The sequence below is a fragment of the Bartonella sp. B39 genome (assembly GCF_053795145.1).
On the sequence record NZ_CP200036.1, the window covers coordinates 1,237,937 to 1,251,089 of the forward strand.

Annotated in this window: 13 protein-coding genes; 9 read left to right on the forward strand and 4 right to left on the reverse strand. The window is 39.9% G+C overall.

What is annotated here, in order from left to right; translation table 11 throughout:
* The first annotated feature begins 89 nt into the window (after nucleotides 1-89).
* Nucleotides 90-794 carry a response regulator gene (locus V4P57_RS05825; RefSeq protein WP_455465651.1) on the forward strand — a complete coding sequence of 235 codons (705 nt, stop codon included), beginning with the start codon at nucleotides 90-92 and terminating at the stop codon, nucleotides 792-794.
* Between the two features lie 7 nt (nucleotides 795-801).
* On the forward strand, nucleotides 802-2,142 hold the full coding sequence (locus V4P57_RS05830; RefSeq protein WP_455465652.1) for an ATP-binding protein: 1,341 nt from the start codon (nucleotides 802-804) through the stop codon (nucleotides 2,140-2,142).
* Nucleotides 2,143-2,195: 53 nt separating this feature from the next.
* Here the strand turns inward: V4P57_RS05830 and V4P57_RS05835 are convergent, their stop codons facing one another.
* Nucleotides 2,196-2,696: a YbjN domain-containing protein gene (locus V4P57_RS05835; protein ID WP_455465653.1), complete on the reverse strand. Its 501-nt coding sequence runs from the start codon at nucleotides 2,694-2,696 to the stop codon at nucleotides 2,196-2,198.
* A gap of 379 nt (nucleotides 2,697-3,075) precedes the next feature.
* Nucleotides 3,076-3,339, reverse strand: coding sequence for an accessory factor UbiK family protein (locus V4P57_RS05840; RefSeq protein ID WP_455465654.1), 264 nt, complete (start codon nucleotides 3,337-3,339; stop codon nucleotides 3,076-3,078).
* Between the two features lie 281 nt (nucleotides 3,340-3,620).
* Between V4P57_RS05840 and lgt the strand changes: the two genes are divergently transcribed.
* From lgt to V4P57_RS05860, 4 genes are all read left to right on the forward strand, one after another.
* Entirely contained in the window at nucleotides 3,621-4,475 is an 855-nt protein-coding gene (gene lgt / locus V4P57_RS05845) for a prolipoprotein diacylglyceryl transferase (protein WP_455465655.1), read from the forward strand.
* Nucleotides 4,475-5,554, forward strand: coding sequence for a class I SAM-dependent methyltransferase (locus V4P57_RS05850; protein ID WP_455465656.1), 1,080 nt, complete (start codon nucleotides 4,475-4,477; stop codon nucleotides 5,552-5,554). Before lgt ends, V4P57_RS05850 begins: the two co-directional genes overlap by 1 nt.
* Nucleotides 5,555-5,636: 82 nt before the next feature.
* Entirely contained in the window at nucleotides 5,637-6,470 is an 834-nt protein-coding gene (gene pgeF / locus V4P57_RS05855) for a peptidoglycan editing factor PgeF (RefSeq protein ID WP_455465657.1), read from the forward strand.
* A gap of 438 nt (nucleotides 6,471-6,908) precedes the next feature.
* Nucleotides 6,909-7,841, forward strand: a complete 933-nt coding sequence (locus tag V4P57_RS05860) for a ribose-phosphate pyrophosphokinase (protein WP_455465658.1) — start codon at nucleotides 6,909-6,911, stop codon at nucleotides 7,839-7,841.
* Here the strand turns inward: V4P57_RS05860 and V4P57_RS05865 are convergent.
* Nucleotides 7,838-9,337 carry an ATP-binding protein gene (locus V4P57_RS05865; RefSeq protein ID WP_455465659.1) on the reverse strand — a complete coding sequence of 500 codons (1,500 nt, stop codon included), beginning with the start codon at nucleotides 9,335-9,337 and terminating at the stop codon, nucleotides 7,838-7,840. The genes V4P57_RS05860 and V4P57_RS05865 overlap by 4 nt on opposite strands.
* A 276-nt stretch (nucleotides 9,338-9,613) precedes the next feature.
* Between V4P57_RS05865 and V4P57_RS05870 the strand changes: the two genes are divergently transcribed.
* Together V4P57_RS05870 and pth are read left to right on the forward strand one after the other, a co-directional pair.
* The gene (locus V4P57_RS05870; RefSeq protein ID WP_455465660.1) at nucleotides 9,614-10,240 is read left to right on the forward strand and encodes a 50S ribosomal protein L25/general stress protein Ctc; all 627 of its coding nucleotides are present in this window, start codon (nucleotides 9,614-9,616) and stop codon (nucleotides 10,238-10,240) included.
* 75 nt (nucleotides 10,241-10,315) lie between these two features.
* Nucleotides 10,316-10,897, forward strand: coding sequence for an aminoacyl-tRNA hydrolase (gene pth / locus V4P57_RS05875; protein ID WP_455465661.1), 582 nt, complete (start codon nucleotides 10,316-10,318; stop codon nucleotides 10,895-10,897).
* 145 nt (nucleotides 10,898-11,042) lie between these two features.
* Here pth and V4P57_RS05880 read toward each other — a convergent pair whose 3' ends face one another.
* A complete protein-coding gene (locus V4P57_RS05880) occupies nucleotides 11,043-11,789 on the reverse strand; it encodes a L,D-transpeptidase (protein ID WP_455465662.1) in 747 nt (248 codons plus the stop codon).
* Nucleotides 11,790-12,048: 259 nt separating this feature from the next.
* Between V4P57_RS05880 and ychF the strand changes: the two genes are divergently transcribed.
* Complete coding sequence (gene ychF, locus V4P57_RS05885) at nucleotides 12,049-13,152, forward strand: redox-regulated ATPase YchF (protein WP_455465663.1); 1,104 nt, start codon at nucleotides 12,049-12,051, stop codon at nucleotides 13,150-13,152.
* Nucleotide 13,153: the final 1 nt, after the last annotated feature.

Genomic DNA, 13,153 nt, shown 5'->3' on the forward strand with positions numbered 1-13,153 from the left:
ATAGAATAAAAGTGCCAGCTCGACAGCTTTATGCAACTTATGTAAACTTAAATTTTTTGTAAACTGAATTTTTATCAAGGCTTTAAAGAATGACTGATCACATTCAAGTTTTGTGTGATGACGCACCTCACCTTCTTGTAATTGACGACGACACGCGTATCCGCAATCTTTTATTTCAATTTCTCATGAAGAATGGATTTCGTGTTTCAGTCGCTGCTAATGCTGGTGAAGCAAGACGGCAACTTGCAAGCTTAGATTTTGACCTTCTTATAGTTGATGTCATGATGCCAGGCGAAAACGGCATTGATCTCACCCTTTCGCTCCGTCAAAAAAAAGATGTTCCCATTCTCATGCTCACAGCTTTGTCGGAAATAGACAATCGTATCCATGGATTAGAAGCAGGTGCAGATGACTATCTCGCTAAACCGTTTGATCCTCGTGAGCTTCTCCTTCGTATCAATGCTATTTTACGGCGTGGTTTTCCATCGAACCAACCCAAAATTGAGCAGATAGTTTTCGGACCTTATATATTTTCAATTGCGCGACGTGAACTTAAAAAAGAAGGACAAGTTATTAAATTGACAGATAAGGAACAAGAAATGATGGTCATTTTTGCTGAAAATGCAGGTGATACGATACCGCGCCATAAATTCGCAATGAATAGCAGTAATATTGGTGAACGTGCCATTGATGTACAAATCAATCGTCTACGCCATAAGATTGAAAAAAACCCAGCAATTCCCAAATGGCTCCAGACTGTGCGAGGAATAGGTTATAAACTCTCCATTGAGTAGGCGCATAATGATCGAATCTTCAAAAAAACTTATCCGCTGGTTAACAAAGAAGATGCCTAAACGGCTTTATGCCCGCTCTTTAATTATCATTATCGCTCCTATGGTACTCCTGCAAACAGTAATTGCTTACGTTTTTATGGAACGCCATTGGCAAATGGTGACCGAGCGTCTTTCAACTGCTGTTGTTCGTGATATTGCGGCCATTATTGACATTATTGAAACATATCCGCAACAAGATAACTATGAAGATATCAAGCGTATTGCACAACAACGCATGGGATTAAACATTTCTATCCTACCACCTGCCCCCCTTCCCCCCCCAGGACCTAGGCCATTTTTTGCAATTCTTGATTATTTTCTAAGTGAAGAAATCACTCGCCAAATTAACCGCCCCTTCTGGATTGATACAGTAGGCGATTCTGATCTTGTCGAAATCCGCATTCACCTTGGTCGCAACATTTTACGCGTCTTTGCACTGCGCAGCCAAGCCTATGCTTCCAATACTGGTATTTTTTTAAGCTGGATGGTAGGAACAGCTCTTGTTTTATTATTGATAGCGATTTACTTTCTGCGCAACCAAATCAAACCGATTCAACAATTGGCTGAAGCAGCAGAAAGCTTTGGACGCGGTCGTCCTTTACCAGAAGGATTTCAACCACAAGGAGCTGATGAAGTTCGTCGCGCTGGCATTGCTTTTTTACGCATGCGAGAACGCATTGAACGCCAAATCGAACAACGCACCATGATGCTCTCAGGAGTAAGTCATGATTTAAGAACCATTCTTACACGCTTTAAACTTCAGCTAGCGTTAGTAAATACTGACTTTGATATTAAACCACTTGAGCAAGATGTAGGTGATATGCAAAATATATTAGAAGACTACCTTGCTTTTGCCCGTGGCGAAGGAAATGAAAGTGTTAAAAGCTTTGATTTAGATGCTCTTATGCAAAAATTCTCCGCCGATGCCCATCTTCACAAACGTCAATTTTCTTATACCATTGAAGGCCCTACACACATACAAGTACGTCCACGTGCCTTCACCCGCCTAGTCAGCAATCTTGTGTCAAATGCATTTTGTTACGCCAACATTATCCAATTAACAGCCATATACCAAAAAGAGTCTTTCATCTTGACCATCGATGATAATGGACCTGGCATTGATAAAAATATGCGCACAGAAGTTTTTAAGCCATTCTTTCGACTTGATAAAGCACGAAATCAAGATGCAAGTGGGACCGGTCTCGGTTTTTCTATTGCTCAAGATATAGCACGTAGCCATGGAGGTAGTATTCAATTAAGTGATAGCCCTTTAGGGGGCTTACGCGCTATTATCGATATTCCTCTGTGAGCAATATTTTACAAATCATCCACAAGCAAAAATCATCAAACAAACGTGATGATTTAAGCGTTCCCTACAGTTTCAAACAAAGTGTATTGCAGTGCCTTATAAGCGTTTTCCCCACCCAAAGCAACCATCTGAAATGCAACATAATGGCTTTCACAGACTTTAAGAGCATATATCAACAATGTTTCAACCTGTACATGAGATGGATGCAACCCACCAGCCAGGAGAAGCCCCTGCCGATAAATAACTGAATTATTCCCTTGCCAATAATCAAAATGTCCCAACAACAACTTTTCATTAATTGCTAGCAATAAGCGCTGTATTTCAGCTGTTCGAGCATTTTTAATAGAGAGATCAAACGAACAAGCCAAATGAAGTGCTTCGTGCTCTTCCATCCATGAAAAAGCAAGACGATAATTTGCGCGCTTCCCTTCCACACAAACGCTAATTTCATCTTCTGCATCCCGCTCAAATGACCAATCATATTTACAGGCAATTTGTTCAATAAAGTCAACAGGATGTTCTTCCCTTTCTGTGGCGCGAAATGCAAGCCTCATTATAACCCTCAATCATATTAAAACATTGTCAACAGAACATAAACCGCCCAAACTGTAACAACACTTTGCTACAATCAAAGCTTTTACACCAAACAAATACACATTAGAAACAATCGACAGTACACACTACCCAGAACTCAATAATGCTCTCCGCGGTAGCCTGATAATAATAAAACGAATCATCAAGCTTTCCCAGTGTATTGATACAAATTCACAGTACTAGCCCCCTGATTCAAAAAAATGTTTTTTTATAAAAAACAAATCAAAAAATAAAGAGCCGATCTACTCTAACAGACTCAGGATTAAGCATTTTTTAGTTTTACGCATCACATTGAAAAATTGGGGATATTTTTTCTAGGACTCTTAATTTTTATAAAAACTATCTTGCTTTTTTTCGTGATTGCGTTTTTTCCAAATCATCAAGACGTTTTTTCAAATCAACATTGTCAGCACGCGCTTTCAACACCATCTCCTTAAACGCTTCAAATTCTTCACGTGAAACAAGATCAAGTCTATTGGCCATCTTTTCGGCCTGCAAACGAAAAGCTGTTCCAGCTTCACGCCGTATACCTTGTGCGACATCGGCGGCATCTGTTGCTAATTTTGCCAATTCATCAAGAATACGGTTCGATCCATTACGCATAATGTTTTTCCTTAAGTTTAATTATTAATGAACGCACTATAGCGTATATATTCATAATATTTAGATACTGTATTTGTTCCTTTTATCCTATATATTTTACCTTACCCTCTAGGTTTCGTCATGCAGATTTTATTTTAAGCCTTTTTACACTGCTTTTACCATCATAAGATTTTAACACTAAAATTCAGTGGAAATCTATTACTCTCCTAGCTTGACCATTGCGCATCCGTCTGTCATTTTTGATCATCATGTAACCTTATATAATGTAAAACACCTCGCTCATGAACAATCTTTCTTGTCCAGCCATCGCTTTTCCATCTTTTCTCGACCCCGTAATTATACACTTAGGCCTCGTATCTCTCCATTGGTATGGACTTGGTTACGTAGTGGGTATTCTTTTCGCTTGGTGGTATGCACAAAAATTATTAAAAAAGCAAACCCTATGGTATGCAAATCATCCTCCTATGGATAAGGAAAAGATAGGGGATTTTGTTGTTTGGTCTGCCATCAGTGTTGTTGTTGGTGGCCGCTTAGGGCAAGTACTTGTATGGGATCCTATTTATTATTTTAGCCATCCAAGTGCCATCATCGCAGTGTGGAATGGGGGAATGTCCTTCCATGGCGGGCTTGTTGCCATCATCATTGCAATGGTCTTGTTTGCCCATAAAAACAATATCAACATACGAGCAATGTTTGATATAATTGCAGCAGGTTCTCCTATTGGCATCGGTATTGTACGGATATGCAACTTCATCAACCAAGAATTATGGGGCAATATGACCACACACCCTTGGGCTGTTTGCTTTCCTCAAGATCCTCAGTATCTACCACGCCATCCAAGTCAACTCTACGAAGCTTTCATGGAAGGATTTCTTCTTTTCATCATCTTATGCCTTATCATTTTTGCCTTCAAAGCATTAAAGCGCCCCGGCATAGTGGCAGGAACATTTATTATAGGCTACGCAATAGCACGGAGCATTTCAGAAATTTACCGTACTCCTCAAGAAGACCCAGAATGGTTTTCTACCCTTTTTCATTCAACTGGATTTACCTATGGCATGGCTTTAACTTTTCCTATGCTTTTTTTGGGGGGATATCTCCTTTTCCAAGCCCTTAGACAGCAACCCACAAAATAATGACTACCCTTAAAAAGAAAATTAAAGGAATTATTACACGCAATGGACCAATCACTGTTAGCCAATATATGGCTTTGGCACTCACTGATCCTCAATTTGGCTATTATCAAACACAAAATCCCTTTGGGCGTACAGGTGATTTCATTACCGCACCTGAAATAAGCCAATTATTTGGAGAGATGATTGGGATTTGGACTCTTGCAAGCTGGAACGCTCATGGTTGTCCTCAACCTTTCATTCTAGCTGAAATAGGTCCAGGACGTGGAACTCTCATGGATGATGTTTTGCGTACCATTCAAAAATTATCCACAACAGCATTTGAATCTGCTGAAGTTTTTCTTCTTGAAATAAGTAAAAAGCTCGCAGAAAGACAAAGAAATCGCCTTTCCTCCTATCAAAAACAAATCCATAGCATTGAGAGTTTTGATCAAATCCCCTCAAAACCACTCTTCTTAATAGCCAATGAATTCTTCGATACACTCCCCATCAACCAATATATTAAAATTAATGGAGAATGGAGAGAACGCCGCATTACAATCGATCAAAATGGAGAATTCACATTTGTTGCTGACCCGCGTAAATTTCCTTCTTCTTGCTTACAATTCTACGATTCTAAAGTCCCTGATGGAACAATTTTTGAACATGCGCCCTCACGGCATCAATTTATGCAATACATCAGCAACCGCTTAGTACAAGGAAAAGGTTCTGCTTTGCTCATTGATTATGGTGCTGCTGATCTTGCATTTGGCGATACACTGCAAGCGCTGTCGAAACACAGATTCCGTGATATTTTCGATGCTCCTGGTGAACATGATTTAACATCACATGTTGGTTTTTTCTTTTTAAAAAAAATAGCCCTTGAACAAGGTTGTTTTGCTGAAATCTTCGAGCAAGGAGATTTTCTTTTAAAAATGGGTCTTCTGGAACGCGCAAAACATCTTGGAGTGGGCAAAAGCACTACATTGCAAGACAAAATCCGCCAAGATATCGAACGATTAGTCAGTCCAGATCAAATGGGTAAATTATTTAAAGTCTTGCATGTTTGTGACAAAAATATATCACTACCTCCTAGATTTTAATGACTGGCAACAAGACTTATTGACAAATGCATCTCATACATCATTCTCACTTTGAAAATCACTACCCATATAAGGAATTTTTATGAATCCTGTCCCTATTCCTATCCTTGCAAAAAATCTTTCTGCTTTACACCACCAAGGGATAAAACATGGTTTTTTTACTCGTCAAGGTGGTGTTTCAAAAAGCCTTTACCAAAGCCTTAATGTTGGCCAAAGCTCAAATGATCACCCTGAACATATTGCACAAAACCGCACTTTGGTCGCTCATTATTTTGATGTTGAGGTACAAAATTTAGTCACTGTCAATCAAATACACTCTTGTGAAGTCGTTGTCGTTGACAAAGCTTGTATCGGCTCTCCCCCTCAAGCCGATGCTCTCGTTACGACTACAAAAGATCTTGTAATTGGTGTTCTTACAGCAGATTGTGGACCAGTTCTGTTTGCTGATCCTCAAGCAGGTGTCATTGCGGCTACACACGCTGGATGGCGAGGAAGCTTAAATGGAATTATCGAGAAAACAATTTCTATTATGGAAAAACAAGGAGCTAAACGACAATCAATAACAGCAGTCCTTGGACCTTGTATTGGTCCTTGCCACTATGAAGTAACAAGTGAATTTTACGACCAATTTATTGATTGCCACAGCAAATACCAAAAATATTTTATAAAAACAGACAAAACAAATCACTTTTATTTTAATCTATGGGCATTCATTATGCATCAGCTCATAGAAGCAGGTGTTAATTCTTCTTGTGTAGAGCTTTGCACCTACAAAGATGAAAAGCGTTTTTTCTCCTATCGCCGTGCAACACACCGCAGCGAAACTGATTACGGACGGCAAATCTCTGCTATTATGCTAAAAATAAAAGATGATCCTCTTTTATGCTTTAAAACAATACCAAAAATACAAAACTGAACTTTTTACCTAAATGTGCAAATGAATCCCATTATACTTTGCTTTTTTACAAAATCATCTACCAGCCCATAAAATATGATAGCTTTTGCTCTGAATTATTTTCAATTTTTGGTTATAATGATTGAAAGCAAGACGATGCTTCTTTTTCTTTACTCCCCTTCATTCATCTTATTAAATATGGAACATTCCCCATATTGAAAGCATTTTTTTGACAAAGTAATAATCAAAAAGCTTAATCAATATGTATCTCTTTGCCGCATGGAGAAAAAACTTTACTCTAAAAGTAACAAAATTTTGGAAAAAGAGCCAATAAAACGCATACCTTCTTTAACAATGATAAATAAAATTGTAATGCTCTTGTAATTGTTTCCTTGTAATCTGGTAACAAGAAGCTAAAAACCATATCACACTTCATCGTGATTACTCAGAGGATTTATCATGAAACTTTTCTGCGGCAATTCTAATCCACGCCTTGCTGAAGATGTCGCAAATTATTTAAACATTCCCTTAGGCAAAGCAACTGTAAAACGTTTTGCTGATCAAGAGATTTTCGTAGAATTACATGAAAATGTGCGTGGACAGGACGTGTTTGTTTTGCAATCCACATCCTATCCCGCAAACGATCATTTGATGGAATTACTCATCATGATTGATGCGCTTCGCCGTTCTTCAGCACGCCGCATCACGGCTGTTATCCCCTATTTTGGTTATGCTCGCCAAGACCGTAAACCTGGCCCCCGTACCCCCATTTCTGCAAAACTTGTTGCCAATCTGATTACTGAAGCAGGAGCTCATCGCGTTTTGACATTGGATCTTCATGCAGGACAAATTCAAGGATTTTTTGATATTCCAACGGATAATCTCTATGCTGTTCCTGTTATTTCTCGCGATGTCAAAATGCATTATTCTCTTGAAAATGTCATTGTTGTTTCACCTGATGTTGGTGGCGTCGTACGTGCACGCTCCTTAGCCAAACGCTTAAACAGTTTGCTTGCTATCGTTGATAAACGTCGTGAACGTCCAGGTGAATCAGAAGTTATGAATATCATTGGAGATGTATCCGGAAAAGATTGTCTTTTGCTCGATGATATTGTTGATTCAGGTGGAACCTTATGTAATGCAGCAAGTGCTCTCCTTAAACACGGTGCCAAGAGCGTCACTGCTTATATTACACATGGTATTCTTTCTGGAAATGCGATCGAACGTATTACAAATTCAGAAATGAAAGAATTGGTTATTACGGATTCAATTATGCCAACACAAACAATTGAGGAGGCGCATAATGTTCGCGTTTTACCAATTGCCGATCTTCTTGGAGAAGCAATTGCAAGAACAGCGGCAGAACAATCTGTCTCGAGCTTATTCGGTTAAACTGGTTCCTTGGGATCTCCTGGTGCTGTTTCCACACCAAGATCGGGGAAAGCAATAATACGTTGACCGCTAAGATGTGTATGGATAGCAATGAGTCCACGCTCTTCAAAATAGGTTAAAAGTCGGCGTGCACGACTTAAAGAATGGGTTCCATAAAGACGTGCCAGAAATGCATCCGATGGACACGGTTTTTTACTTAAGGCAGCCTGTGCTACATGCAAAAAAACACCTTGAACATCATCTTCCAAACTTTCCGATAGATGCAAAATACATTTCCAGTTTTCACTTACAGCAGTTTTTTCGTCAACAGAAGCCTGAGCAATAGCTAATTTACGCCGAAATTGCGAAAGATTTAAAAAGTCCCCTGAGTGACCATGAATACGACAACGAACCAAAAAATCTTGATAAAGCACCGCTGTTGAACGATAGAAGGCCTCAGGGTCATCAAGAATTTCCCGAATAACACGTTCTAGCTGCAGATTACGATCAGCAGCAGAAAGTTCAGGAAATAAGCTTGGTTCTTCTTCCAGTAATTCTTGTTTTTTCTGCACCGCCTCCTCCAACATCTCATGAATTGACTTTTCTCTCACGGTTTCTCGTGAGTGCTTGCATGGAATTAAAATTTCCTCTGGCGAAGCAGTAAAAACGAGTTCTTTCACATCAGCACGCTCTGTTGGAAGAGGCATTAATTTGGGACTAGAAGAACGTGCTAATGTTTCGACAGAGCCAATGATAATTGGTAAGGGACGCCTTGATAAAGCAGGGCCTAAAGCTATAAAATGACCGCGCTCAAGATCTCTAAACATTTCCGCCTGACGACGCTCCATCCCCAAGAGATCAGCAGCCCGCACCATATCAATATCTAAAAAAGTGCGTCCTATTAAAAAATTTGAAGCTTCAGCAGCTACGTTTTTGGCAAGCTTAGCTAAGCGTTGTGTCGCGATGACACCAGCAAGACCACGTTTGCGCCCTCGACACATAAGATTGGTCATAGCACTCAGCGAAATTTTACGAGCTTCATCAGAAACCTCTCCTGCCGCAGCTGGAGCAAACAATTGCGCTTCATCAACAACAACAAGCATAGGATACCAATAATCACGTTCCACATCAAACAGTGCACCAAGAAAAGCCCCCACAGCGCGCATCTGTTGTTCGGTATCTAAACCTTCAAGGTTGAACACCACCGAAACGCGATGTTGGCGAATTCGGTGAGCAATACGTGTCAGTTCTAGTTCGCTCCTTTGAGCTTCAACAATGACATGGCCAAATTTATCTGCCAAAGTTATAAAATCACCTTCTGGATCAATCACACAATGTTGTACCCATGAAGCACTTTGTTCAAGAAGACGGCGAAGAAGATGTGATTTTCCTGAACCGGAATTGCCTTGCACAAGAAGACGCGTCGCCAATAATTCTTCAAGATCAATGAATGCTGGTGTAGCTTTACGCAAAGCACCACCTTCTGCCATCTCACCTAAGGCGATCTCAACCTTCATAACATCTCCAATATTTGATTTTGTATCGGCTAGTATTTATTTTTCATCTAAACCACACTTGTAGCATTTCCTCTTATCCAACGATAGAAATCATCGATTTTTCCCACAACTCTTGCATCTGTGAATGGTTTCAATTATAGAAAAACTTCTGCGTAGACACCCTTGGAGGCAACGCAGAATGGAGCAATCGCTGCTTGGTAGCGCATATCTTCATATTCATGCAAAAACTGCTGTTAGTTTTTGATGAATCTCCAATTATATAAAAGGACTTAAATTATGAGCAAAAGCTACACTCTTAAGGCCGAAATACGCGAACGGGTTGGTAAGGGGTCCTCCCGTGAACTTCGTCGCAACGGTCTTATACCTGCTGTCATTTATGGTGAAAAACAACCACCTTTAGCAATTACAGTTCCCTATAAAGAAATTTTCTACAAAATTCATGCTGGTGGCTTTCGTACCACTGTCGCAACTATTGCAATTGGTAAACAAAAAATTATGGTTTTACCAAAAGATTACCAACTCGATCCCGTGCGTGACTTTCCCTTACATGTAGATTTTCTACGTATTTCAGCGAAATCTGTTGTAGAAGTAAATATCCCTGTGCACTTCCTCAATGAAGAGATAGCTCCCGGGCTTAAAAAAGGAGGTGTCCTCAATATTGTTCGCCATGAAATTGAATGTACTGCTCCCGCAAATGCTATCCCTGAAGCAATTGAGATTGATCTCGCCAGCTATTCTATTGGTGATTCGATCCATATTTCAGCAGTGCAATTGCCAGAAGGGGTAACCCCAGTTATCCAAGATCGAGACTTTACCATTGCAACCATAGCAGCCCCTGCTGGCTTGGATATCAGTGATAAAACTTCCGAGCAAGAGAATGATGAAGATAACGAAAAAACTTGATAAATTTTAGCAGGCGGGAAAATTCCCGCCTTTATTAAAATTTTTAACCTCTCACACTTTACTGAAAGCACACATATGTGGCTTATTGCTGGTCTTGGCAATCCTGGTTTACAATACCAAAATAACCGCCATAATATCGGTTTCATGGCTGTTGATGCTATTTACCAGCTTTTCTCTTTCTCTCCATGGTCAAAAAAATTTCAAGCCGAAATCTCCAATGGCTTCATAAATGGGGAGAAAACGCTTCTTATAAAACCCCAAACTTTCATGAATCTCTCCGGCCAAGCCATTGGGGAAGCTTTGCGGTTTTATAAACTGGACTTGAAGAATTTGATTATCATCTATGATGAATTAGATTTACCACTTGGAAAAGTGCGTATAAAAATTGGTGGAGGAAGTAATGGTCATAACGGTATAAAGTCTATTGATGCCCATTGTGGTACTGATTACTATCGTATACGCTTAGGGATTGGACGCCCCAATTCTAAAGAACTTGTGCATCAACATGTTCTAGGAAACTTTACGAAATCTGACCAGGAAAGCTTACCTCCTCTCTTAGATGCGATCGCAAAAAACATCACTCTCCTCCTCAAGGGTGAGGAAGACCTCTTTATGAACAAAATTTCACAAGCAACGAAAAACAAAGATTTTCGATAACAGCTTGTTTCGCGAATTTACAAAACAAATCAGCATTGCTTTGTATACTTCTTACAAATGGTACATTCTCTTTCGAAAAAGAGATTATTGAGCCGCAAAACCGAAACAACGCCAATAAGGCTTGCTAAGCTAGTCCTCCTTGAAATTAAAAAAATTCACTTGGAGTAATCATTGACTGTAGCGGATCATAAAGATTTGATTGTTGACTTAACATACTAGGTCTACGACGCTCACTGTTTTGCAATACCACCACACGGGAGCCAGCAGGAACACGATCATAAAGATCAATAATATCTTGATTAAGCAAACGAATACACCCGCTTGAAATAGCACGACCAATTGACCACGATTCATGTGAACCATGAATACGAAAAAATGTATCCTGCCCATTTTTGAAAAGATACAGTGCTCGCGCACCCAACGGATTATCGGGTCCTGGTGGCATTCCTTTTCCCAAATGACCATAACGTTCTGGTTCTCGTGCCATCATTGCCGCAGTAGGAGCCCAATTTGGCCATCGACGCTTGCGCTGCACAACCCCCTCACCTTCAAATGCTAGCCCTTCCTTACCAACACCAATGCCATAACGCAAAGCTTCCCCATTTTCACCAATAAGGTAAAGAAAGCATTCCTGCGTATCTATCACCAATGTCCCAGGTGGATAAGATGTATAATACAGCACTTTTTGGCGCCAAAATTTTGGATCAATAGTCGAAAGATCAATAGCGGGCAATAAGTAAGGTTCATTTGTTACAGGCCCGTACAAAGCCTGCATTTCCGCTGGAATGTGCCGAACTTGTTGAGAAGGAACCAACGATATATCCGAATGACGCGCAGCACATCCAACCAAAGCCAGAGATACGGCAATTAAAAAAGCACGACGAGGTAACACTCTTACATTCTTTCCAATCAATTCTTTATGCAGACTTGCATACTACGAAAAACTTAGCGTATTGTTAACATTAATTTGAAATTCCCTTATCATTAAGATAGAGGATTTTTAGATATGCTGAAAAAAGAAAAATGTCTTTTCAGTGTAGCTTTTTTTCTTACCTACAGCAACAAGAGACTATAACTCTTCTTAAAATATGCTATAAAAATGTCAAAGGCACTTCATCTTAACCATAAAATCAACAGAAAAGAAGATACTCATGGGTTTTAAATGCGGTATTGTGGGATTACCTAATGTCGGTAAATCAACCCTTTTTAATGCATTAACAAAAACAGCGACAGCTCAAGCTGCTAACTATCCTTTTTGTACAATCGAGCCAAATACAGGAGAAGTTGCCGTTCCGGATTTACGAATGGAAAAAATTGCATCGATCGCCGGTTCAAAAGAAATTATTCCCACACGCATCAGTTTTGTTGATATTGCTGGACTCGTACGTGGCGCTTCAAAAGGTGAAGGTTTAGGCAATAAATTTTTAGCCAATATCCGTGAAGTCGATGCCATTGTTCACGTTTTACGCTGTTTTCAAGATGACGATATTACCCATGTAGAAGGCCGCATTGATCCTGTTTCTGATGCCACAACCGTTGAAACGGAACTCATGCTTGCCGATCTTGAAAGCCTTGAGCGACGAATCGTACAAATCCGTAAACGTGCAACCGGAAAAGATAAAGAAGCTTTAACAATTCTTCCCATAATGGAAGCAGCATTAAACTTACTGCAAAAAGGGAGCCCTGTCCGGTTATTACTTAAAGATATCTCTTCCGATGAGCGTAATATTCTCGATAATTTAAACCTTCTAACTTCCAAACCCGTACTTTATGTATGCAATGTGAGTGAAAATGATGCCGCTCATGGAAATAGCTTTACCAAAACCGTTGAAAAAATAGCAACAGAGCAAAATGCTCAAAGCATTATTATTTCTGCTTCTATCGAAGCTGAAATCACCCAACTTAACGATGCAGAGGCTACAGAATATCTTAATGCCTTAGAACTCTTTGAACCGAGTCTCAATCGCCTCATTCGCGCTGGCTACTCTTTGCTTGATCTCATTACTTACTTTACCTGTGGACCTAAGGAAACAAGAGCATGGACGATTACGCGTGGCACAAAAGCCCCTCAAGCAGCTGGTGTTATTCACTCAGACTTTGAACGTGGCTTTATTCGTGCCCAAACCATCAGCTATGAGGATTATATTACTCTAGGTGGAGAAAACGGCGCAAAAGAAGCAGGAAAAGCCCGCGATGAAGGTAAAGAATACATTGTGCAAGACGGCGATATCATGCTGTTTAAACATAACACCTAAC

What these genes read in the sequence shown, in the direction of transcription:
- V4P57_RS05825 (WP_455465651.1), top strand. Translation starts at nt 90, where the DNA reads ATGACTGATCACATTCAAGTTTTGTGTGATGACGCACCTCACCTTCTT.
- V4P57_RS05830 (WP_455465652.1), top strand. Translation starts at nt 802, where the DNA reads ATGATCGAATCTTCAAAAAAACTTATCCGCTGGTTAACAAAGAAGATG.
- V4P57_RS05835 (WP_455465653.1), bottom strand. Translation starts at nt 2,696, where the DNA reads ATGAGGCTTGCATTTCGCGCCACAGAAAGGGAAGAACATCCTGTTGAC.
- V4P57_RS05840 (WP_455465654.1), bottom strand. Translation starts at nt 3,339, where the DNA reads ATGCGTAATGGATCGAACCGTATTCTTGATGAATTGGCAAAATTAGCA.
- lgt (WP_455465655.1), top strand. Translation starts at nt 3,621, where the DNA reads ATGAACAATCTTTCTTGTCCAGCCATCGCTTTTCCATCTTTTCTCGAC.
- V4P57_RS05850 (WP_455465656.1), top strand. Translation starts at nt 4,475, where the DNA reads ATGACTACCCTTAAAAAGAAAATTAAAGGAATTATTACACGCAATGGA.
- pgeF (WP_455465657.1), top strand. Translation starts at nt 5,637, where the DNA reads ATGAATCCTGTCCCTATTCCTATCCTTGCAAAAAATCTTTCTGCTTTA.
- V4P57_RS05860 (WP_455465658.1), top strand. Translation starts at nt 6,909, where the DNA reads ATGAAACTTTTCTGCGGCAATTCTAATCCACGCCTTGCTGAAGATGTC.
- V4P57_RS05865 (WP_455465659.1), bottom strand. Translation starts at nt 9,337, where the DNA reads ATGAAGGTTGAGATCGCCTTAGGTGAGATGGCAGAAGGTGGTGCTTTG.
- V4P57_RS05870 (WP_455465660.1), top strand. Translation starts at nt 9,614, where the DNA reads ATGAGCAAAAGCTACACTCTTAAGGCCGAAATACGCGAACGGGTTGGT.
- pth (WP_455465661.1), top strand. Translation starts at nt 10,316, where the DNA reads ATGTGGCTTATTGCTGGTCTTGGCAATCCTGGTTTACAATACCAAAAT.
- ychF (WP_455465663.1), top strand. Translation starts at nt 12,049, where the DNA reads ATGGGTTTTAAATGCGGTATTGTGGGATTACCTAATGTCGGTAAATCA.